The organism is Mannheimia kashgarensis (assembly GCF_041807705.1).
Taxonomy (GTDB): Bacteria; Pseudomonadota; Gammaproteobacteria; order Enterobacterales; family Pasteurellaceae; genus Mannheimia.
The window spans coordinates 1-22,239 of record NZ_JBGTYY010000008.1 but is presented as its reverse complement, the minus strand read 5'-3'; the positions used below and the strand labels follow the sequence as shown (position 1 = coordinate 22,239).

The following is a 22,239-nucleotide window of genomic DNA, read 5'->3' as shown; positions in this document are numbered from 1 at the left end:
TTTTAACTCCTATTATTTAGCTGATTGTTCGAAGTAGTAACGACCTGTTTTTAATGAACTTGGTCCAAGTCGTCCGTATTTGAACATTAAGTACATTTCTATGATTAAGAACAGTGTATATAAACCACATAACAAGCCGATCGTAAACCATAAGTCGCCTGTTGTTAATGCTGAGTTTGCCACACCAACCGGTAACATCTCATAGATTGCCCACGGCTGACGACCATATTCCGCTAAGAACCAACCGGATTCAATTGCGATCCACGGTAATGGAATACCGCATAATAATGCTCTTAATAGGAAACGGCTTTGTCCTACTCGACCACGCATATTTTGAGTAAACGCAGCAATGATTAATACCAACATAATCACACCGGAAAGCATCATCATACGGAATGCCCAGAATGTAGGACCTACATTTGGAATAGTGTTATCCGCTGCTTTTTGGATTTGCTCTTCTGTTGCATCAACTACGTTGTCCGTATATTGTTTTAACAATAAGCCAAAACCTAAATCTTTTTGTACTGCTTTGAAAGCTTCTTTATCTGCTTCTGTGTAGTTACCGGAACGTAATTTTTCCAGTAAACCATAAGCTACGATACCGTTACGAACACGTTGCTCGTTGATAACACGAATATCTTTTAAGCCTGTAATTTCAGTATCTAAGGAACGGGTAGCAATAATACCTGCAGCGTATGGAATAGCAATTGCCATTTCATTTTTCATTTCAGCTGTATTTGGAATCACAACAGCATTCCAAGCTGCTGGTGCTGGATGAGTTTCAAATTCACCTTCCATTGCTGCTAATTTAGTTGGCTGAGCTTTACCTATTTCATAACCAGACTCATCACCAGCAATAATAACTGCAATAATAGCAAATAAACCAAAGCTTGCAGCTACAGAGAATGAACGTTTAGCAAATCCTAAATCACGACCTTTTAAGATATAGTATGCACTAATACCTAATACGAAAATAGAACCACAAACATAACCTGCTGTTACAGTGTGTAAAAATTTAGATTGTGTAACTGGGTTTAATAACAATTCAGAGAAGCTTGAAAGCTCCATACGCATAGTTTCAAAATTAAACTCTGAAGCAACTGGGTTTTGCATCCAGCCATTTGCAACTAAAATCCATAATGCAGATAAGTTAGAACCAAATGCAACACAGTAAGTCGTTAATAAGTGTTTAGCTTTTGATAAACGTTCCCAACCAAAAAAGAACAATCCCACAAATGTAGATTCTAAAAAGAACGCCATTAAACCTTCAATTGCTAATGGAGCACCAAAAATATCACCTACATAATGAGAATAATATGACCAGTTCATACCAAACTGGAATTCCATTGTAATACCAGTTGTTACACCTAGAGCAAAGTTAATACCAAATAACTTACCCCAAAATTTAGTCATATCTTTATATACTTCTTTACCCGTAGTTACATAAAGCGTTTCCATCACAACAAGTACGAAAGAAAGACCTAAAGTAAGCGGTACGAATAAGAAGTGATAGAGTGCAGTTAAAGCAAACTGCAAACGTGAGAGTTCAACTACGTCTAACATCTCAAACCTCTTATTTTTATTAATATAATAATTTGACAAATAGATTACCCAAAAGTAATCCCCCACAAATTTTCACTTAATTTTAATAACAACCCAAATTGGTTACATTTATAATAAAGTGCTGGCGAATATTCTACCTGTAAATAGCTAATTAAAAAATAGTAATTTTGCTATATTCTTCACAAAATTGGTTTATTTATGTAATAAATCCTGTATAACCTACTAAAAAAGTTGGTTATAAATAACAAATCTATAACAAACAATTTACCTTTTTAATATTTAAGAGATCTTTTTACTTAAAAGGATCAATTTATAGATGACATTCATTTAAACTTTTGCTAGTATCAGTTCGCTTTATTTCCTGTATAAAGATAGCTATCAAATTTAAGATTTAACACTTAATGTGTGGAGAACGCATGCTTAAAAGAATTTTAGGAGTTACACTTTGTGCTGTGTTATTTTCAACTACCGCAGTTGCTGGTGTTAAAACTTCATCACTGACAGTTGCAAAACCTACTTTAAGTAAAACACTACCAACTGAATGTGAGAAAATGTTTAACACGGCAAATAAATTAGTTTCTGATGCAGAAAAACAGCCGGGTACTCATACTCAATTGGCTAAAATGAAAAATAAGCTTTCCTCAACAAAGCAGCAAATTCTAAAAATGGATACTGCCCTACAACAAAAAAGTTGTGAGAAAGGTTTAACCGCATTAAATAACCTTAGACAAAAGCATCAATAATTATTTTGAAACCAAGCTAAATAGCTTGGTTTTTTCTTGCAAAATTTTCGTAAAAAAGTACCGCTTGTTACTGATAGATAAAACAAAAGCTACTGAATTGCTTCAGTAGCTTTTATTCATTATGAAAGAGCGATTACATCATTCCGCCCATTCCACCCATACCGCCCATTGCAGCAGGATCTACTTTGTCATCTTTTGGTAAGTCTGTGATCATACATTCTGTTGTGATCATTAAACCAGCAATAGAAGCTGCGAATTGTAACGCCGAACGTGTTACTTTAGTTGGATCTAAAATACCCATTTCAAGCATATCGCCATATTGCTCTGTACCTGCATTATAGCCATAGTTGCCAGATCCCTCTTTTACGTTGCGAGCTACCACTGATGATTCTTCGCCTGCATTATCTACGATTTGACGTAAAGGTGCTTCCATCGCACGAAGAGCAAGTTTAATACCTACATTTTGTTCTTCGTTATCGCCTTTTAAGGTTGCTGCTACTTTACTTGCTGCACGCACTAAAGCCACACCACCTCCCGGTACAATACCTTCTTCAACTGCTGCACGGGTTGCGTGTAAGGCATCATCAACACGGTCTTTCTTCTCTTTCATCGCTACTTCAGTTGCCGCACCCACTTTGATTACTGCCACACCACCTGCTAATTTCGCTACACGCTCTTGCAGTTTTTCTTTATCGTAATCAGAGGTTGAATCTTCAATTTGTTGGCGAATTTGTGCTACACGGCCTTTAATTTGCGTTTCATCGCCAATACCGTCAATAATGGTTGTGTTATCTTTTGTAATAACCACACGTTTTGCTTGACCAAGCTCTTCAAGCGTTGCTTTTTCAAGCTCCATACCGATCTCTTCAGAAATCACTGTACCTGCAGTTAAAATCGCAATATCTTGTAACATTGCTTTACGGCGATCACCAAAACCCGGTGCTTTTACCGCAGCCACTTTCACGATACCACGCATTGTGTTTACCACTAATGTTGCTAATGCTTCGCCTTCAATGTCTTCTGCCACAATTAATAACGGCTTACCCGCTTTTGCCACACCTTCTAATACAGGTAATAATTCACGAATGTTCGATACTTTTTTATCAACTAAAAGAATATACGGATTTTCTAATTCAACCGTGCCAGCTTCAGGTTTGTTGATGAAATATGGCGATAAGTAGCCACGATCAAACTGCATACCTTCCACTACATCTAATGCATCTTCTAAACCTGTGCCATCTTCAACGGTGATCACACCTTCTTTGCCCACTTTTTCCATTGCTTGAGCAATTAACTGACCTACTGTTGAATCTGAGTTTGCTGAAATTGTACCAACTTGTTCGATCTCTTTTGAGGTTTCACACGGTTTTGAAATCGCTTTTAACTCTTCAACTACCGCTGCAACTGCTTTATCGATACCACGTTTTAAATCCATTGGGTTCATACCTGCTGCAACCGCTTTTAAACCTTCGTTTACAATCGCTTGGGCAAGTACAGTTGCGGTTGTTGTACCATCACCTGCTGCATCATTGGCTTTAGAGGCAACCTCTTTCACCATTTGTGCACCCATATTTTCAAATTTATCTTCTAATTCGATTTCACGAGCAACGGATACACCATCTTTCGTAATAGTTGGTGCACCATAAGCACGATCTAACACCACATTACGACCTTTCGGGCCTAAAGTTACTTTTACTGCGTCTGCTAAAATATTCACGCCTTTTAACATTTTTACGCGTGCATCGTTACCAAATTTAACGTCTTTTGCTGCCATTTTCTTTTCCTTATATGTTTATGGGCGTATGCAATACGCTCCTACATTACCATTAATTTATTCTACAATCGCTAAAATATCGTGTTCTGCTAAAATTAACACTTCTTCGCCATCAATTTTCTCGGTTTTTACGCCGTAACCTTCATTGAAGATAACCACATCGCCTACTTTAACCGCTAAAGGTTGAACCGAGCCGTTCTCTAAAATGCGACCTGTTCCTACCGCAATAACTTTGCCACGAGTTGATTTTGTTGCTGCCGAACCTGTTAAAACAATACCGCCTGCTGATTTTGTTTCAACTTCTTCACGTTTTAAAATAACTTTATCGTGTAATGGACGAAGTGCCATATTCTATTCCTCTTATAAATTGATGATTGATAATCCACGCAAAAAGCGTAACGCCTAACAATATAAAGGCGGATTTCAGACTTTCAAGGGCAAGCGGTTAAATTTGTAAAATTTTTTATAAATTTAACCGCTTGATGATGAAATTTTCAACAAGTAAAGGCTTTAAAAAACCATAAAAAAATCCGCACATCAGTGCGGATTAGTTAATTATTACTGCTTAGCTGCTTCAATTTAAATCGCAATTTCAACATCTTTTGTCATACCAACATCAACAAGGTAGTTCATACCCCATTAGCTTCTGTCAATAGTGGTTACGAAATCGCCGCCACATACTTCAGCTTTTAACATTGGGCTTTGATAGCAGTTGAATTTGGTTGCTTTTAAAGTAACTGGATCAGTTTTACCTAATAGAGTTAAGTTACCTTCCACTTCTGTTACTTTTTTATCCGCAAAATGGAATTTTGTTGAAACAAAACGCATTTCAGGGAATTTTTCTGCGTGGAATAAATCAGCTGATTTTAAGTGGTTAGTAAAATCTTGGCTACTTGCTTGTAAGCTACTTACAGGAATGGTTACATCAATAGAGCCTGTAGCTTTTTCTACATCAAGTTGCAGTTCGCCTGTTAAATTGTAAAAAACCTACGTTGCTACTTGTGCCGAAGTGGTCAATGCTAAATCTTGCATTTGCGTGGTATGGGTCAATTTTATAGGTTGCAGCATTTGCTGATACCGCTGCGATAGCTGCGACTAACATCACGATTTTTTTTCATAGAAATTCCTATTTGTTGTAATGAAAAAGTAGAGAAATTAATTCTATCTGAAAACTTATAGCAAATAAATCATCATTCAGAAAAGAGATTATTTCCTTATAAGAAGTAATCATTTTTATTTACTAAGCGATATTTTCTACTTCTGACTTTAAACGTTGAATCAATTCAGAATTAGCCGGCGGAAATGCCCCTTCATCTAAATCCGATTGAGCGATCCAAAAGCCCTCTTGCCCTTCTCGTCCGAAAGGCTCATTCACCCACTCTTCTACCAAGTAAAAAAAGAATTCAATAATTTTATTCGGATATTCAAAACTAAAATTTTCGTAAGGGAAAGCACTAAGTACTTGGATGCCAATCTCTTCTTCCAGCTCACGTTTTAATGCTTCTTCTGGGGTTTCGTTGGCATCAACCTTACCGCCGGGAAATTCTAATGATTGAGCAAAGTCTTGTCCTTCAAGTCTCTGTGTTAAATAGATTTGACCAAATTCATTACGGATAATACCCGCTGATACTTGAATAATCGGTTTTGACATAAGTTTCCTTCTGTATAAACTCAAGCGGTCATATTTAGCAGAGAATTTGCAAATTTCTATCTAAAAATGACCGCTTGTTTAATTATGCGTATTTCGCTTTGTTGCCGTGGCAATGCTTATATTTCTTACCTGAACCACAAGGGCAAGGCTCATTACGACCAATGTTTAAGTTTGCTAACTCTTCTTCGCTTAAACTTTCAAGATCAACTTGCTGTGTTGGCTCATCGGCTGGTAATTGCTCCGCCGCTTTTGCTTCCATTTCCGCTTGTAAGCGTTGGGCTTCTTCCACCTCTTCTTGGCTACGCACTTGAATGCGGCTTAAAATGCTGATCACGTTCAATTTCAAGGTGCTGAGCATATTGGTAAACATTGCAAAAGACTCTTTTTTGTACTCTTGCTTCGGATCTTTTTGCGCATAGCCACGCAAGTGAATACCTTTGCGTAAGTAATCCATTGAAGATAAATGCTCTTTCCATAACTCATCAAGGTTTTGTAACATCACGCCTTTTTCAAAGTTACGCATCACTTCGGCACTTACTTTCTCTTCTTTCGCTTTGTATTCTTCAATCGCGATGTTGAGAATGCGCTCACGCAAGGTTTCTTCGTGCAGATCGTTTTCTGTTTCTAACCAGTGCGAAATTGGTAAATCTAATCCAAACTCACGGCGTAAACGCTCTTCCAAGCCCGGCACGTTCCACATTTCTTCAATAGATTGTGGAGGAATGTATTCGCTAATCGTGGTATCAAACACATCTTGGCGAATCGCTTCAATCATTGGTGAAATATCGTCGGTATCCAATAAATGATTACGCTGTTCGTAAATCACTTTGCGCTGCTCATTCGCTACATCATCATATTGTAGAAGGCTCTTACGTCCATCAAAGTTATGTGCTTCTACTTTTGCTTGTGCCGATGCGATCACCTTGGTTAAAAGTTTGGATTCCATCGCCTCACCTTCTTCAGTGAAAGCTTTGCGCATCATATTTAATTTACCTTCGTTGAGGTAAATTCGCATTAACGCATCGTCTAATGATAAGTAGAAACGTGATGAACCCGGATCGCCTTGACGACCAGAACGACCACGCAATTGGTTGTCAATACGGCGAGATTCGTGACGCTCTGTACCAATAATATGCAAGCCGCCTGCTTTCATTACAATATCATAACGCTCTTGCCACGCGGCTTTAATCGCATCAATTTGCTCTTGCGTTGGGTTTTCAAACTTAGCGATTTCCATTTTCCAGTTACCGCCAAGCACAATATCCGTACCACGACCTGCCATATTCGTTGCAATAGTAACTGCACCCGGTGCCCCCGCTTCTGCCACAATTTCTGCTTCTTTTGCGTGGAATTTTGCATTTAATACGTTGTGTGGAATCCCTGCTTTAGTTAATTCTGCCGATAATAGTTCCGATTTTTCAACTGATGCTGTACCTACTAACACTGGCTGTTTACGTTCGATACAATCTTTAATTTCAGTGATAATCGCTGCAAATTTCTCTGCTTCGCTTTTGAACATTAAATCTGTGCGGTCATCACGAATAACAGGTCTGTTTGTAGGAATTACAACTGTATTTAAGCCATAAATTTGTTGGAATTCAAAAGCTTCTGTATCAGCTGTACCTGTCATACCTGCTAATTTTTCGTATAAACGGAAATAGTTTTGGTAAGTAATGGAAGCAACAGTTTGGTTTTCGCCTTGAATATTGACACGCTCTTTCGCTTCAATCGCTTGGTGTAAACCGTCAGACCAACGGCGACCAGCCATTGTACGACCTGTGTGTTCATCAATGATCACAATCTCGCCATCTTTTACAATGTAATCCACATTACGTTCAAATAATTTGTGAGCTCTTAAGGCTGCACTCACGTGGTGTAACAGTGAAATACGAGCTGGGTGATATAAGCTCTCACCCTCTTCCATTAACCCCATTTGAGTTAAAAAATCTTCTACTTTCACCATACCACGCTCTGTTAAATGAGCCTGTTTGTTTTTTAGATCGACAGTAAAATCACCTTCGCCTATGTACTCTTCCGTGTCTTCTTTGTCTTGTGCGATCAAATGAGGAATGATTTGATCTACCGCTTGATAAATTTGGGTCGCATCTTCCGCCGGGCCTGAAATAATTAATGGCGTACGAGCTTCATCAATTAAGATAGAGTCCACTTCATCCACTAAGGCGTAGTGTAATTCACGTTGGAAACGCTCATTTCTGTCGTGGGCTAAGTTATCACGCAAGTAGTCAAAACCTAATTCGCTATTGGTTGAATAGGTAATATCCGCTTGGTATGCCGCACGTTTCACCTCAGGGGCTAACCCCGGAATATTCACTCCAACCGTTAAGCCTAAAAATTCAAATAATGGGCGGTTAGTTTCCGCATCACGGCGAGCCAAGTAATCATTTACGGTTACAACGTGAACGCCTTTACCTGTTAAAGCATTTAAATAGCAAGGCAAGGTTGCAGTTAAGGTTTTACCCTCACCCGTACGCATTTCAGCAATATTACGCTCGGTTAGTACCATACCACCAATTAATTGCACATCAAATGGACGCATACCTAATACACGTCTGCTTGCTTCTCTAACTGTAGCAAAGGCTTCTGGCACTAAGCTTTCTAAAGTTGCTCCGTCGGCTAAACGTTGTTTAAATTCAGCAGTTTTTGCCTTTAATTCTTCGTCAGATAATTGCTCAAATGTCGGCTCAAGTTTATTAATTTGTGCAACACGCTTTCTTAAACGCTTTAAAGTACGGTCATTGCTTGAGCCAAAAATAGAGGTAAGTAATTTTGAAATCATTGTAGTTTCCTAAATATAAATATTGTTAATTAGTTGATTTTAAAGGTTAAATTTATAGTTAGGAGTGAGGCCCTGCCCGAATTGGATAAATATTTTGTTTATCCAAGCGGTAAGATTTGGTAAAAAATTCACAAAATTTAACCGCTTGTGGTTTAATTTCCACAATGTTATGGTTCAATTCTGCAATAAAAAGAGATTGCTGTTCTAGCTCATTGGTTGCTTGAGCATACTGAAGAAAAGATTGATTGATAACCGCTTCTTGCTCACTTTCATTTGCATTAATTGCCTGAATTTCAGGTAACGCAAGCATCGCAACCATTCCAAAAAAAAGTTGCGACCAAAAAGGCGTTTTATGAAAGTGTTTAAAGAATAAGCTCATCAAGTTAAGGTGAAGTAAAAAAATTTAAGTGATTATACGCTAAATTCAATCATAATTATCAAATAATTGGGTCAAGTAACGTAAAATCAAGTATAAAAATTGAGATAAAGTAAATAATAGATGAAAAATTCAGCACCTAAAAAGATTAACGACATTTTACAGAACTCAACATTAAGTCGAATTGTCGAAAAAGCAAATTTTGTGAATGATTTAAACCAAAAAATTCAGAAAATCTTGCCGGAATCTTATCGTGGGCTTTACCGTGTGGCAAATTTAGTTGATAATCAGCTCATTATTAATGTACAAAGTGCAACAGTAAGACAAGGTTTATTGTTACAACAAGCCTCGCTGTTAGTACAGATACAAACCGAATTACCCCAAATTACCCAGCTTGAATTTAAAGTAAATCCGAGCGTTAAATAATCTAAAAAGAGGAACAGAATATGAAAAAAATTGCAGTAATTGGATTTACCGCTATCTTAAGTGCTTGTTCATTACTACCACAAAAAACGGTAACAGGTAGCTATGCAGGCGTATTACCTTGTGCAGATTGTGAGAAAATCGAAGCAAAATTAACACTCAATGCGGATAAAACATATCAGTACGATACTATTTATTTTAAAGATAAAAAAGAATACGCTTATCGTGATAATGGAACTTATCGCCAAGAACCAAACAAACCAAATGTGATTCGTTTAGAAAAAGCCTCAGGCAATCTCGCATTTAAAGTGCAAGACCAATATGTAGAGCTTTGTGATCCAAATGGTAATACCGTAGAAAGCCCCAATAATTATAAATTAAATAAAGTACATTAATTGTGAAAGAGATTCGAAAGAATCTCTTTTTTATTTCTACATTTGAGAGATAAAAAAATCCCCAAGCAAAATTGCTTAGGGACAACCTAAAAATGAAAAAGTATTTCTACTTTTACTTAACCAAGGAAATATCTATGAAAACAGTAAGGAATCTTTCAAATTGAATGGCGGTGAGAGGGGGATTCGAACCCCCGATACAGTTTCCCATATACACGCTTTCCAGGCGTGCTCCTTCAACCACTCGGACATCTCACCGAATCAATAAAAGACAAGCATAAATATAGCAATTTTACACTTTTCTTTCAAGCATTTTCTTCACAAAATAAATTAAATCAAATTTTGAGCAGTTACTGCCCCACACCTAAACAATTTGGCGATTTCGGCACAGTTCCGCCAATTTCTGCCCATTCACTTTGCGTGTATAAATGCAGAGCTAGTGCGTGAACACCATTTTCCAGTTCTTCCGCCAAACAGGCATAAACCGCTTGATGACGGGCAACCGCTCTTTTTCCATCAAATTTATCCGATACTAAGATCAGCTTGAAGTGAGATTCCGCCCCTCTACCTGAGCTGTGCATATAGCTTTCGTTCTCCACGTTTAAAAAAATTGGGGAAAACTCAGCACTAATTTTCTGAATAATTGTCTGTTCTATTAACATTTCTACTCTCTTTGATTGGAAACCAAGATAAATAATACTATACTAGAGTCAAATTATCTCAAAATTTCTTTAAAAGAAGGATTTACTATGAAACTATCTAAAAAAACCTTAGTGTTAGCAACCACTTTAGCAACTGCATTGTTAGCTGGTTGCCAAAGTCAATCAAATACCTTAACTTTCTCAACGCCAACACCAACGGCGGTATTTAATACCAATAATCAAACTGCTGCAGTTAATGTAATGACACAAGATTTACGTGCCTCACGCGAAGTCGCAAGCTATACAAAAAATGGTGAAGTAATTCGCTTAACTGCTGTACCTGAAGTGGCTGCAATGTTCCAACAAGCCGTACAGCAAGACCTTAATGCAAAAGGTTTCCAAATTGTGCAAGGTGCCGCGAATGCAAACGTAGTGGTCAATATTCGCAACTTCTTCGCAACCGTTGAGCAAGGCAACTTACGCTATAAAGCAAATGCCCAAGTAGGTGTTGAAGTAACTGTTCAAGGAACAAGAGGTAACTTTAGCAAAAACTTCAACGCAACTCGCGGTTATGAAGGTGCATTTGGTGCAAGTAATGATGAAATTAAGAAAGTATTAGACCAAGCTTACTCTGATGTTGTTAAAGCGATTTATAACGATAATGAAGTTGCTGCAGCTATCCATCAGTTCAAATAATAACGATTAATTGAACCTTACAAGCGGTTAAATTTCTTCGATTTTTTGCAAAAAATGAAAAGAATTTAACCGCTTGTTATTTTCTATTTTGTGATATCGCTCGAAAAATCCAAGAAATTTACTTGATAAAACGACAGCTAAAGTACACAATGTAGAAATTGCCAGAGGAGGAAAATATGAACAATCCTTATTATAATGTCAGCCAAGAGTATCTTGATTATTTGCACGAGCAAATTCGTGAAGCAGATGAAGATATTAAGCACGGGCGAGTTTATTCTATAGAAGAAATGCGTGCTAAAGTAATTGCTGCAGCCTTTGAAGGGGCAAAAAATGCCAAAAGAGTTGCTTGAAATTCAATTTACTGAAAAAGCGATTAAAAACCTTCAGTTAATTGCTCGTTCAGTAAGTGAATTTACTGGATATGCCAGTAGTGGTATTCGTATCTTGGAAGATACTTGAAAATAGCATTAATCATCTTGCTATGTTCCCTGAAATGGGCGTTCGAGGTAAAGTCGCCAATACGAGAGAGCTTTATCATAATAGATACCGCATTGTGTATGAAATCAAAAGCAATATAGTGATCATTAAAACCGTTATTCACTGCTCTAAACTTTACCCTTAGCATAAGGCAGACATAAGTCTGCCTTTGATGTATTTTAAAGAGAGATAAAATGAGAATCCCAAGATTTTACCACCCAGAGCCATTAGCAAATCAGCAAAGTTGCATTTTAAGTGAAGATGCGTTTAATCACGTTGGGCGAGTGTTGCGAATGAAAGAAGGCGAGCAAATTATTTTGTTTGATGGTTCAAACCACATTTTTCACGCAACGTTACAAGCGGTTGAAAAACGCCAAATTATTGCAAAAATTAATTCAAGTGAATTAGATGATAGAGAATCTAATTTGCCGATTCACTTAGGACAAGTCATTTCCAGAGGCGATAGAATGGAATTTACCATTCAAAAATCAGTGGAGTTAGGCGTTAAAACCATTACCCCTCTTTGGTCGGAACGTTGTGGCGTAAAGCTTAATGACGAACGCCAAGATAAAAAACTACAACAATGGCAAAAAATTGCGATTGCCGCTTGCGAACAATGTGGACGAAATGAAATTCCTGAAATTCGCCCGATTATAAAGCTTACCGATTGGTGTAAAGAGCAAGATGAAATGCTGAAACTCAACTTACACCCAAGAGCGAAATACACTATTCGTGAACTACCCAATGTACCGAACGCTGGCGTGCGTTTATTAATTGGCTCAGAAGGCGGATTATCGGCAGAAGAAATTGCGATGACAGAAACTGAAGGCTTTACTGAAGTATTATTAGGCAAACGAGTGCTACGCACAGAAACGGCTTCCCTTGCCGCTATTACTGCCCTACAAGTTTGTTTTGGAGATATTTAATGCTAGAAAATTTACAAGGCAAATTCCTAATTGCCACACCTGAAATGGACGATGATTATTTTGAACGCACCGTTATCTATATTTGTGAACATAATCAGCAAGGGGCGATGGGGGTTGTAATTAATACACCAACGGATTTATCGGTATTGGAATTAATTACCCGTATGGATTTCCAAATGGCAAACCAACGTGATTACAATCGAGACCAAATGGTATTAAGCGGCGGACCAGTAAATCAAGACAGAGGCTTTATTATTCACACCAAAACAGAGAATGATTTTATCCATACTTATCCGATCACCGATAAAATCACACTCACAACCTCGGGCGATGTGTTAGACTCTTTCGGCAAAGCTGAATCACCCAAAAAATTTATTGTTTGCTTAGGTTGTTCAACGTGGCGAACCAATCAGTTAGAGCAAGAAATTGCTCAAAATTATTGGATTGTATCGGAAGCAAATGAAAAAACCTTGTTTGAAACAGGTTATTTAGACCGCTGGGCAGAAGCCTATGAAATGATGGGGCTTTCCAGCATACCGGCAAGAGCAGGGAGAGCGTAATGGGACAAACTGTCATCGCATTCGATTTCGGCACAAATAGCATCGGCTGTGCTATTGGGCAAAGTATTACAGGTACTGCTCAAGGCTTACCGGCATTTAAGGCGCAAGATGGTATTCCGAATTGGAAACAGATTGGTAAACTCTTAACAGAATGGAAGCCCGATATTTTAGTGGTCGGCTTGCCGTTAAATATGGACGGAACAGAACAACCTTTAACCCAAAGAGCAAGGAAATTCGCCAACCGTTTAAATGGGCGTTTTAATTTGCCAGTTGAGTTGCAAGATGAACGTTTAACCACCGTTGAAGCCAAAGCAGAAATTTTTTCTCGTGGTGGCTATAAAGCATTAAAAAAAGATAAAGTGGATTCCATTTCCGCTTGTTTAATTTTAGAAAGTTGGTTTGAAAACCGATAATTTGAAAATACTGATTTTAAATCACTTATAATTAAGGATATTTATGAGACATTCAACTAAAACTCTAGTTGCTATCGCCGCTATTATCATTATTCTAGCCGGCATAAAATTATCTAGTGAAATTGTAGTACCTTTCCTACTCGCTCTTTTTATTGCAATTATTTGCTCACCAATAATTAACTTTATGACAAGACGGAAAATTCCGTTATGGTTAGCAATTACGCTCTTACTGGTTGTAATTCTGTTAGGTTTTACCTTTTTTGCAGGTATCATTAATAACTCACTACAAGAGTTTACCGGTTCAATACCGCAATATAAAACACAGCTCTCAGCCAAAGTACGTACGCTTATTGAATTTACACAAAAATGGAATTTTCCCATCACTATTTCACAAGAAGAAATAATGAGTAAATTTGACCCAAGTTCCATTATGAATTTCGTTCATACATTATTAGTTGGGCTTTCCGGTACATTATCGAATATTTTTGTAGTCTTTTTAATTGTCATTTTTATGCTAATGGAAATGCCTGTAGCGAAATACAAGCTGGCCTTGGCATTAAGTGACGACGATGATTTACGTAATGAAAAAGAGTATATTAACCAAGTATTAGAAGGGGTAATCGGTTATTTAGGCGTAAAAACCTTTGTCAGCCTCCTTACCGGGATTTTGGTATGGATATTATTAATATCGTTAGATGTTCAATACGCTATTTTATGGGCTATGTTTAGCTTTTTACTTAACTATGTTCCCAATATCGGTTCAATTTTAGCTAGTATTCCAATTGTCATTCAAGCTCTTGTACTAAATAACTTTTCAGTTGCACTAGGAACATTAATTGGTATGGTTGCTATTAATATGATTGTTGGTAATGCTTTAGAGCCTCGATTAATGGGGAAAAAATTAGGGCTTTCAACTCTTGTGGTATTCCTTTCACTTCTATTTTGGGGCTGGTTGCTTGGAGCTGTAGGAATGCTACTCTCAGTTCCTTTAACAATGGCGTGTAAGGTAGCTTTGGAATCCAATAAGGATACAAGAAAATATGCTGTTTTGTTTAGTGATTTAGACGAAATACCTCGAGGAAAAAAATATCACTAAACTGCTTGACGAGCGGAAAAGAGTTGCTAGAATTTGGCAACTCTTTTTTATTTTACAATATAAAATAAATCAGATTGTTCGGATGAAGGTAGCTGGAGAGAAATGAATTAACATTCCACCGACGAGGTAAACTCTTTCAGGTGCAACTAAGTTGCGAGGACTGTTACTGGACGAACCCTTGGAGAGAGCTGAAATATCAGCCGCCGAAGGCGAAAATGCAACAATGCGTGAAACGCTCAGGCAAAAGGACAGGGGAGAAAAGCAAGATGTAATGTAATAAAATCAAACCACGCTGTGATTTTTGCCTTTGCAAAATATCACCGTTTTTTGACCGTTTGTTTCGGTCATTCCATCATTTCTTTTCTTTCCTTGTAAGTAGTTTTTACGAGGAACACACTATGTCAATCGACCAACTTTTAAACTCTATCAATAATTTCGTTTGGGGTCCACCGTTACTGATTTTAATCTCCGGTGTCGGTATCTATTTCACCTTACGCCTCAAATTACTGCAATTTGTTCACCTACCAAGAGCATTTAGCTATATCTTTAAAAAAGAGAAAGGCGAAAACCAAAGTGGGGATATTTCCGCTTTTGGAGCATTAGCTACTGCACTGGCGGCGACTATCGGCACTGGGAATATCGTGGGTGTCGCCACCGCTATTCAAGCCGGTGGCCCGGGTGCATTGTTCTGGATGTGGCTCATCGCCCTATTCGGTATGGCAACTAAATATGCCGAAGGCTTGCTTGCAATTAAATATCGTACTAAAGATAAAGCAGGCTTTGTTGCCGGCGGACCAATGTACTATATCGAATTAGGTATGGGTAAAAAATGGCGTTGGCTCGCTAAAGCCTTTGCTTTTTTCGGGGTATTAGTGGCGTTACTCGGTATTGGCACTTTCCCACAAGTAAATGGCATTACGCACGCCTTAGAAAGTACCTTCGATGTGCCAATTCTCCTTAGTGCTATTATTTTAACGCTAATTGTAACTGCAATTATTCTTGGCGGTGTAAAACGTATTTCTAAAATTGCAACCATTGTTGTGCCGTTTATGGCTATCGCTTATGTTGTTGCCTCGCTGTGTGTGATTATTCTCAACGCCGAAAAAGTACCACAAGCTATCGTTACTATTGTTCACGCAGCCTTTAATCCGCAAGCTGCATTAGGTGGTGCATTTGGTTTTACGGTAATGCAAGCCATTCAGCTGGGTGTAGCACGCGGTATTTTCTCGAATGAATCAGGCTTAGGCTCAGCCCCGATTGCCGCCGCTGCTGCTCAAACCAAAGAACCTGTGAGACAGGGCTTAATTTCAATGACAGGCACATTTTTAGATACTATCATTGTTTGTACAATGACAGGCTTGGTTATTATTATTTCAGGTGCTTGGACAGGTGATATTAAAGGTGCAGCTCTCACTACAACTGCCTTTACTCAAGGCTTAGACAGCTCATTTGGTGCAATTATTGTAACAGTTGGCTTAGTTTTCTTCGCATTCACCACTATTTTAGGCTGGTGCTACTATGGAGAACGCTGTTTTGTCTATTTAACACGTGGACGAACCCAATATATCAAGCTCTATCGCATTTTATTTATTGCGTTAATTGCCGCTGCCCCGTTTTTACAACTCGACACCATCTGGACAATTGCCGATATTGTAAACGGTTTAATGGCATTCCCAAATCTCATTGCAATTATTGCTCTACGCAAAGTAATTATTAGCGAAACCAAAGATTTCTTTGCTCGCCTTAAAAAAGGCGAAACAGAATAAAAACTGATAGAATATAGGGCAATTTAGCCCTATATTTTTATTTATGAAATTTTTATACACCTTTATTTTTTGCCTATTGTTTTCAATTAGTTATGCAAATGAGCGACAAATCAATTGCAAAGTGGTGGGAATTAGCGATGGCGATACCTTAAGTTGCTTAGTAAACAAAGCACCGCTCAAAGTGAGATTGATACATATTGATGCACCTGAACAATTCCAGCCTTATGGAAATAGAGCTAAACAAGCTCTGGCTCAGTTAGTGTTTAAACAAAACGTTACTGCCGTGATTTCAGGATACGATCGCTATCAACGCTTACTTGCTACCCTCTATTTAAACGGTAAAAACATCAACTTAGCCTTAGTAGAAAACGGTATGGCGTGGGCTTATACCACAAAGCGAGAGTACATTGAGGCACAAAATCAAGCACAGCGAGCTAAAATCGGCTTATGGCAGGACAAATTCCCGATTAACCCGAGCCAATGGCGAAAAACACGCGCCTCAACCTTACCACAAGCGGTCAAAAAACCGGGAAATATTGCAAATCCACCACAAGCAATTAACTGCAAAATTAAATTAAGCTGCAACCAAATCGGCAATTACGAACAAGCAAAACACTACTTTCAACAATGCGGTTGGAAAGCGTTAGATGGTAATAATGACGGCATTCCGTGTAATAAACTTTATCGGCAAGAACAGAAAAATAGGAATTAATTTACCTGTCATTCAGGGCAATAATTCTATCCGCCGACTGAATAGTCGATTCTCTATGAGCAATAATAATCCTTGTTATCTTCATTTGTGAAATAGCTTGATTAACAAGCTTCTCATTTTCTTCATCTAAATGGCTAGTTGCCTCATCCATCAAAAGAATTTTAGGCTTTTTATATAAAGCTCTAGCAATAAATAATCGTTGTCTTTGTCCTCCAGACAAATTATTTCCTAATTCGCCTAATAAGGTTTCATAATTCATCGGCATTGCCATAATATCATTGTGAATATTCGCAAGTTTGCTACATTCGATAGCCCATTCTCGATCATAATTACTTTCAAAACTAACAATATTCTCTAAAATGGAACCTGAAAAGAATTTATCTTCCTGTAATACACAAGCAATCTGGGCTCGATATTGACTTAACCCTAATTGATAAATATCAATGCCGTTAAAATACACAGAACCTGAGGTTGGTTTTAATAAACCTGCAATTAATTTTAATAACGTTGTTTTGCCATAACCTGATGGTGCGGTAATAGCAACACTTTCCCCACTTCTGATCACTAAATTGACATTTTCAAGCACATTTTTAGAAAAAGGATCGTATTTGAAACAAAGGTTTTTAACTTCTATATCTGTTTGGTTATGTTCAAATCTGAGTTCTTGATATTTACTTTCATCTTCAACTTCATTTAAAGCAATGTCTGCAATCCGCTCTCTATGTAATGAAAGAATTTTTAGGCTAAAAATAATATCAATTAAATTCGCCATTCGTGAAGAGAAAGAGCCTCGATAGGCATTAAAAGCGACAAACATTCCTAATGTCATCACATTTTCAATCACCATTGTCGCCCCAATCCAAAGAATTAAAATCTGTTCGATGGTAGAAATAAAGGTATGAATACCGGAAAACAGCATATCAAATTTAGTTACCTTAATTGATGTGTTAAAAGCATCCGCATTGAGCGACATCCACTGTTCTTGTCGTTTATTTTCCAATCCTAATGATTTTAACGTTGTAATGCCATACAAAGTTTCCATAAAATGTGAATGGGCTTTTGCTCCTTTAATAATCTGCTCTTCATTCAGTTGACGATAAACTAAATAAGTAACCATTCGGAGAATAAAATAGATAAAAGAAAAGGCTAATACCACCCAAAAAAGCCAACCGCCATATAACACCATCATAATAATTAAACTGATGATCATAATCGTATCAATAATCGTGCTAATAATGCTTGAAGTTAAAGTTTTCTGAATGGTTTTTAATGAACTAAATCGGGAATGAATATCACCTACTTGGCGTTTTTCAAAGAAATCAAGCGGTAATTTTAAGAGATGAGAAAAGAAACTGGCTGTCCATTGAAAATCAATTAAATAATTCATTTTCAAGGAAACCCAAGCCCTAAACATACTGACCGTTGTACGGAAAAGGGTAAATAGAAATAGCCCAATACAGATAATTAAAAGTAATGATTGATCTTTCGCTTGCATAACGTGATCCATCACCAACTGTGTTCCAATCGGCATAAGTAAAGCAATGAGTTCAATGAGCATTGAAAGGGCAAAAATTTTCACTAATGCACCTTTTATGCCGGAAATATGCTTTAAGGTTTCATACAAACTAATGGTGTTTTCATTGTTGCTTTTCTCAAATTTAACTTCAGACCAAGCTTCTAAAGCGACTCCGGTAAAATGGTTGGAAAATTCAGCACGGGATAATTTACGTTTACCGAAAGCAGGATCGTGGATAATAAACTGTTTTTCACTTGCGTGAGTTAATACCACAAAATGATTAAAATCCCAATGAAGAATACAAGGCAGACGAAGTTGTGGTACTTCATCTAACTCTAGAGAAAGAGGGCGAGTTATTAAACCACAGTCATTTGCAATAGAAATTAAGGTATGTAGCGTTACTCCACGAGAGGAAGTACCATATTGACTTCGTAATTCAAATAAATTGGTGTCTTTATCGTAATAGCCCAACATCATCGCTAAACAGGCTAAGCCACATTCAGCTGTTTCAGTTTGCAAAATAACAGGTATTTTTCTCCGAAAATCAAATTTTAACTGCTCAATTCCTGTCATTATTGCTCCATATTTTTGCGTAATTGATACATAGGGAAAAATATCCACTCATACAGTTTACGTTTCTCTAAAAATAACGTGGCTTCGGCTTTCATTCCACTCATAAAATAAAGGGTGGTATCATTATATTTTACGTTTTGATCGGCAAGCTCAATCAGAATTTTATAAAGCGGAATGCCTTGATCTAAATTTGTAGGGAGATTTTTATAAAAACTCAGTTCTTGCAGAGAAGCAGGTAAGGTTGAAATTGACGTAATTTTGCCCTTAAACTGCCCGAATTTTTCAAACGGAAAAGCCTCATAACGAATATTCACCTCATCGCCTTGTTTAATAAATGAAATAGCACTATTCGGCACCCACATCACTAGCTGATAATTGCCTTTATTCTGTGGCAGAATTTGTGCAAGCGGGTCATTTTCTTTAATAATTTGCCCAACTGTTACGCTGGTACTTTCAATTTTTCCGTCTAAAGAGGCATTAACAATAATATCTGAAACAGATTCAAACTCCATCAACCGAATAGATAAATCACTTTTTTGCATTTCATAGCGAATAATCTGATTATTAAATTCGGTTTTACGGGTTTCAATTTCATTTTCCAAGCTAAGTTGGGTGGATTTTAATTGAATTAATTCTTGCTTTAGCTCATTAAACAGTGATTTTTGTTGGAAATATCTGCTTTTCTGAACATTTACTTCATCATAGCTAGAATGCCCTACTTTTAATAATTTCTCATAACGCTTTACTAAATCCTCATAGTCATTCATTGTTTTTTCAACTTCAACTAAATAAGCCTGCTTATCTTGATAAATTTTTTGATTGTTTTCGATCTGATTTTCAAGGCTATTAATAGTTTCTAACTTATTCTTATTTAAAGCTGTGATCGCTTGTTCTGTTGCTTGAATTTGTGATTTCAGAGAAAGAATAGAATTGACATTAATATTCCCGCTATGCGTAATTCTATCCAGCGTAATTTTAAACAGCGGATCGCCCTTTTTCACCTGTTGATGAGGCTGAATATAATTTTCGGATATATAGCCGGATTTAGGAGCAGAAAGGATAATTGGATGAGCTTGCATTACTAACTCACCAACAACAGTTTCACGGCGGGTATAACTGCCAAAAACAATAAATAAAATAAATGCAGCAAAAATAAAGAAAGAAATGGAAAAGATAAACCAAGCAGGAATTCTGCTAAATAGTACCGCAGTGCTTTTCCATTTTTTTGACTGATATGCAATAGCTTCTTCTCTAAACATATTATTAATATTAATTTTTTTCTTTGTGGTATTTGAATAGCCAAAGAGCCAACAATGAAAAAATAACAGATATAATTATGGGTTCAGCAATGACGAGCAAAATACTTTTATTTTGCTTAAAATGAAAAATATTATCGATACCAAATATTAGTATATAACTTAAGAAAAATATAAAGGCAGCCTTCCTATAAGACAGCTCTTTTCTTAAGAAAATAGATATCTCAATAAATGTGATAACTATAACAAATGAAGTATATATCATCTCTATTTATAAATGCCCTATTTTATTATAGAGCAATAAACCTATTTCCGATTAGCAATATGTTGAATTGAACTATTTAAACCTGTTAGTCCAGGTCTCCAAGCAACATTTCCAACAATCCCTCCTCCAGCAGCAGAAATTAATTTTCCTCCGATACCTCCTGTTATAGCCCCTGAACCAGTTGCCAATGCCGCACCTTTAAATGTCATAGAATGAAGATCATGTCTATGATTCCATACATACATTCCTAATCCAATCGCCCCTCCAAAGGCAAAATTTGCAAATCCGCCAGTTACACATTTCGTATTTTCTAATTTGATCACATTCATTATAAATTACCTTTTTACTATTTTAATAGCCCTCGTAAGAGGGCTATATATTTTTAGTTATTGTGTACTAAGATAGGGTTTATTTTCTCTTAAACATCTGTCATACACTATTTTCTGATGAACCGAATCTTTTATGTGCCTGTTTACATAAGCAGAAGAGAAACATTGACTATCTTTTCTATCTCTCTCTATAGAATGAGTACAAGCAGATAATAAAATTGGTATTAGTAGAGTATATTTAAAATTTAATGGTAACATTAATGCCACCACCTGTAATCTTATTACCGATGAATCGATTCTTTTGAAAATCTACAGATGGTGTTACAGAAATATTTTTCGTTGGATTAAATGTATATCCAGCGTTTACATTCATGTAAGTTCCCCATCGACCTCTAGCACCTCCACCAGAGAAATTGAATCTACCACCATTTACAATGAGTGTTTCTGAATTATTTAAAACTTTCATATTATTACTCCTTTGAGTGTTGATAGTAAGTACTGAAATGCTCAGCACAGTAATGATAACAGTTATCATTTATAAAATCTGTGATCTAGTTCACAAAACCTCTAAAATATTCCACATTCACTTATTATGGTTATTTATTGCTCACTAGAACAAGTAAACACTATGAAACATATTCAAAAGAATTTCATTTTTAACGTTTTACGAAAAATAAATGCGTAAGCCAATGCAATTACGGAAGCAATAGCCCACTTTTCTATTCTTCCTATACAGGATAGTAACTCAATATTAAAAAAGTTGTTGGAATTAGAATAATCCAGAAAAATATAATCACTATTCTTTTAATGTTCATTTCATAGTCTCCCCGTTTCTTCTCGCATTCTTCCAATACTTCAGAAAAGAGCGAACAATAATAAATAAGGGGCTGTAGTAGATTAGCATCACTGCTATACTACAAAAATGAAGATAACCCATTGTAAATTAAAGAAATCTTTGCAGAAAAAGCTTCTTGAATTTTTTGTTGCTGAAGTGACCGCTAGAACCGCTGCTGATTTATTAGGTATTCAACCCAATACGGCAGCCCTGTTTTACCACAAAATTAGGCTGGTCATTGAACACCATTTAGCCCTTGAAGCTCATGAAATTTTTGAGGGAAAAATTGAGGTAGATGAAAGCTATTTTGGTGGTCATCGCAAAGGAAAACGACGGCGAGGCGCGGCTGGGAAAGTCGCTGTATTCGGTTTGTTGAAGCGTCAAGGAAAGGTGTTTACCGTAGTGGTAGAAAATACCAAATCAGAAACGCTAATGCCGGTCATTACAAGGAAAATCAAG

Annotated in this window: 26 protein-coding genes, 1 tRNA gene and 1 riboswitch; of the genes, 13 read left to right on the top strand and 14 right to left on the bottom strand. The window is 37.0% G+C overall.

Annotated features, from left to right (window positions below; all coding sequences use genetic code 11):
- Positions 1–12: 12 nt before the first annotated feature.
- Positions 13–1,563, bottom strand: coding sequence for a cytochrome ubiquinol oxidase subunit I (locus ACERCF_RS05240; RefSeq protein WP_373624878.1), 1,551 nt, complete (start codon positions 1,561–1,563; stop codon positions 13–15).
- A gap of 416 nt (positions 1,564–1,979) precedes the next feature.
- On the opposite strand from ACERCF_RS05240, the gene ACERCF_RS05235 reads away from it, so the two are divergent.
- Positions 1,980–2,306: a DUF5339 domain-containing protein gene (locus tag ACERCF_RS05235; protein WP_373612152.1), complete on the top strand. Its 327-nt coding sequence runs from the start codon at positions 1,980–1,982 to the stop codon at positions 2,304–2,306.
- A 133-nt stretch (positions 2,307–2,439) separates the two neighbouring features.
- Here ACERCF_RS05235 and groL read toward each other — a convergent pair whose 3' ends face one another.
- From groL to secM, 7 genes are all read right to left on the bottom strand, one after another.
- A complete protein-coding gene (gene groL, locus ACERCF_RS05230) occupies positions 2,440–4,080 on the bottom strand; it encodes a chaperonin GroEL (RefSeq protein WP_373624877.1) in 1,641 nt (546 codons plus the stop codon).
- Positions 4,081–4,137: 57 nt separating this feature from the next.
- Positions 4,138–4,428 (bottom strand): co-chaperone GroES, encoded by a 291-nt coding sequence (locus ACERCF_RS05225; protein ID WP_025236286.1) that lies wholly within the window; start codon positions 4,426–4,428, stop codon positions 4,138–4,140.
- 291 nt (positions 4,429–4,719) lie between these two features.
- Complete coding sequence (locus ACERCF_RS05220; RefSeq protein ID WP_373624917.1) at positions 4,720–5,010, bottom strand: YceI family protein; 291 nt, start codon at positions 5,008–5,010, stop codon at positions 4,720–4,722.
- Between the two features lie 22 nt (positions 5,011–5,032).
- Complete coding sequence (locus ACERCF_RS05215; protein WP_373612150.1) at positions 5,033–5,182, bottom strand: hypothetical protein; 150 nt, start codon at positions 5,180–5,182, stop codon at positions 5,033–5,035.
- A gap of 138 nt (positions 5,183–5,320) precedes the next feature.
- Positions 5,321–5,731 carry an 8-oxo-dGTP diphosphatase MutT gene (gene mutT / locus ACERCF_RS05210; protein ID WP_373612149.1) on the bottom strand — a complete coding sequence of 137 codons (411 nt, stop codon included), beginning with the start codon at positions 5,729–5,731 and terminating at the stop codon, positions 5,321–5,323.
- Positions 5,732–5,813: 82 nt separating this feature from the next.
- Positions 5,814–8,528: a preprotein translocase subunit SecA gene (gene secA, locus ACERCF_RS05205; protein WP_373624876.1), complete on the bottom strand. Its 2,715-nt coding sequence runs from the start codon at positions 8,526–8,528 to the stop codon at positions 5,814–5,816.
- 58 nt (positions 8,529–8,586) lie between these two features.
- Positions 8,587–8,907, bottom strand: a complete 321-nt coding sequence (gene secM, locus ACERCF_RS05200; protein WP_373624875.1) for a secA translation cis-regulator SecM — start codon at positions 8,905–8,907, stop codon at positions 8,587–8,589.
- A gap of 120 nt (positions 8,908–9,027) precedes the next feature.
- Here secM and ACERCF_RS05195 point away from each other — a divergent pair, with 120 nt between their 5' ends.
- Positions 9,028–9,330 carry a DciA family protein gene (locus ACERCF_RS05195; RefSeq protein WP_373624874.1) on the top strand — a complete coding sequence of 101 codons (303 nt, stop codon included), beginning with the start codon at positions 9,028–9,030 and terminating at the stop codon, positions 9,328–9,330.
- 20 nt (positions 9,331–9,350) lie between these two features.
- On the top strand, positions 9,351–9,722 hold the full coding sequence (locus ACERCF_RS05190; protein ID WP_373612145.1) for a copper resistance protein NlpE N-terminal domain-containing protein: 372 nt from the start codon (positions 9,351–9,353) through the stop codon (positions 9,720–9,722).
- A 165-nt stretch (positions 9,723–9,887) separates the two neighbouring features.
- Here ACERCF_RS05190 and ACERCF_RS05185 read toward each other — a convergent pair.
- Both ACERCF_RS05185 and ACERCF_RS05180 read right to left on the bottom strand, forming a co-directional pair.
- Positions 9,888–9,977 (bottom strand) — tRNA-Ser (locus tag ACERCF_RS05185).
- A gap of 92 nt (positions 9,978–10,069) precedes the next feature.
- Positions 10,070–10,381: a BolA/IbaG family iron-sulfur metabolism protein gene (locus ACERCF_RS05180; protein ID WP_373612144.1), complete on the bottom strand. Its 312-nt coding sequence runs from the start codon at positions 10,379–10,381 to the stop codon at positions 10,070–10,072.
- Positions 10,382–10,468: 87 nt separating this feature from the next.
- On the opposite strand from ACERCF_RS05180, the gene ACERCF_RS05175 reads away from it, so the two are divergent.
- The 9 genes from ACERCF_RS05175 to ACERCF_RS05135 all read left to right on the top strand — a co-directional run bounded on the left by ACERCF_RS05175 (position 10,469) and on the right by ACERCF_RS05135 (position 17,006).
- Positions 10,469–11,056, top strand: a complete 588-nt coding sequence (locus ACERCF_RS05175; protein ID WP_373624873.1) for a YajG family lipoprotein — start codon at positions 10,469–10,471, stop codon at positions 11,054–11,056.
- Positions 11,057–11,232: 176 nt separating this feature from the next.
- Positions 11,233–11,406, top strand: a complete 174-nt coding sequence (locus tag ACERCF_RS05170) for a hypothetical protein (protein WP_373624872.1) — start codon at positions 11,233–11,235, stop codon at positions 11,404–11,406.
- A gap of 56 nt (positions 11,407–11,462) precedes the next feature.
- Entirely contained in the window at positions 11,463–11,678 is a 216-nt protein-coding gene (locus tag ACERCF_RS05165) for a type II toxin-antitoxin system RelE/ParE family toxin (RefSeq protein ID WP_373624871.1), read from the top strand.
- 49 nt (positions 11,679–11,727) lie between these two features.
- A complete protein-coding gene (gene rsmE / locus ACERCF_RS05160) occupies positions 11,728–12,459 on the top strand; it encodes a 16S rRNA (uracil(1498)-N(3))-methyltransferase (protein ID WP_373624870.1) in 732 nt (243 codons plus the stop codon).
- Positions 12,459–13,019, top strand: coding sequence for a YqgE/AlgH family protein (locus ACERCF_RS05155; protein WP_373624869.1), 561 nt, complete (start codon positions 12,459–12,461; stop codon positions 13,017–13,019). Before rsmE ends, ACERCF_RS05155 begins: the two co-directional genes overlap by 1 nt.
- On the top strand, positions 13,019–13,432 hold the full coding sequence (gene ruvX, locus ACERCF_RS05150; RefSeq protein WP_373624868.1) for a Holliday junction resolvase RuvX: 414 nt from the start codon (positions 13,019–13,021) through the stop codon (positions 13,430–13,432). The genes ACERCF_RS05155 and ruvX overlap by 1 nt, the downstream gene beginning before the upstream one ends.
- A 43-nt stretch (positions 13,433–13,475) precedes the next feature.
- Positions 13,476–14,528 (top strand): AI-2E family transporter, encoded by a 1,053-nt coding sequence (locus ACERCF_RS05145; RefSeq protein ID WP_373624867.1) that lies wholly within the window; start codon positions 13,476–13,478, stop codon positions 14,526–14,528.
- A 168-nt stretch (positions 14,529–14,696) separates the two neighbouring features.
- A riboswitch (glycine riboswitch) is annotated at positions 14,697–14,790 on the top strand.
- A gap of 136 nt (positions 14,791–14,926) precedes the next feature.
- Complete coding sequence (locus tag ACERCF_RS05140; protein ID WP_373624866.1) at positions 14,927–16,294, top strand: alanine/glycine:cation symporter family protein; 1,368 nt, start codon at positions 14,927–14,929, stop codon at positions 16,292–16,294.
- Between the two features lie 43 nt (positions 16,295–16,337).
- Positions 16,338–17,006: a thermonuclease family protein gene (locus tag ACERCF_RS05135; protein WP_373624865.1), complete on the top strand. Its 669-nt coding sequence runs from the start codon at positions 16,338–16,340 to the stop codon at positions 17,004–17,006.
- Position 17,007: 1 nt separating this feature from the next.
- On the opposite strand, the gene ACERCF_RS05130 is transcribed toward ACERCF_RS05135, so the two are convergent.
- The 4 genes from ACERCF_RS05130 to ACERCF_RS05115 form a co-directional block, all read right to left on the bottom strand.
- Positions 17,008–19,095 carry a peptidase domain-containing ABC transporter gene (locus ACERCF_RS05130; protein WP_373624864.1) on the bottom strand — a complete coding sequence of 696 codons (2,088 nt, stop codon included), beginning with the start codon at positions 19,093–19,095 and terminating at the stop codon, positions 17,008–17,010.
- Entirely contained in the window at positions 19,095–20,354 is a 1,260-nt protein-coding gene (locus ACERCF_RS05125) for an HlyD family secretion protein (protein WP_373624863.1), read from the bottom strand. Before ACERCF_RS05125 ends, ACERCF_RS05130 begins: the two co-directional genes overlap by 1 nt.
- Positions 20,355–20,657: 303 nt before the next feature.
- Positions 20,658–20,945 carry a hypothetical protein gene (locus ACERCF_RS05120; RefSeq protein ID WP_052437196.1) on the bottom strand — a complete coding sequence of 96 codons (288 nt, stop codon included), beginning with the start codon at positions 20,943–20,945 and terminating at the stop codon, positions 20,658–20,660.
- 238 nt (positions 20,946–21,183) lie between these two features.
- Positions 21,184–21,411: a hypothetical protein gene (locus ACERCF_RS05115; protein ID WP_040080947.1), complete on the bottom strand. Its 228-nt coding sequence runs from the start codon at positions 21,409–21,411 to the stop codon at positions 21,184–21,186.
- 456 nt (positions 21,412–21,867) lie between these two features.
- On the opposite strand from ACERCF_RS05115, the gene ACERCF_RS05110 reads away from it, so the two are divergent.
- Positions 21,868–22,239 (top strand): IS1595 family transposase (locus ACERCF_RS05110; RefSeq protein WP_373624862.1); only part of this gene is annotated, 372 nt, incomplete at its 3' end.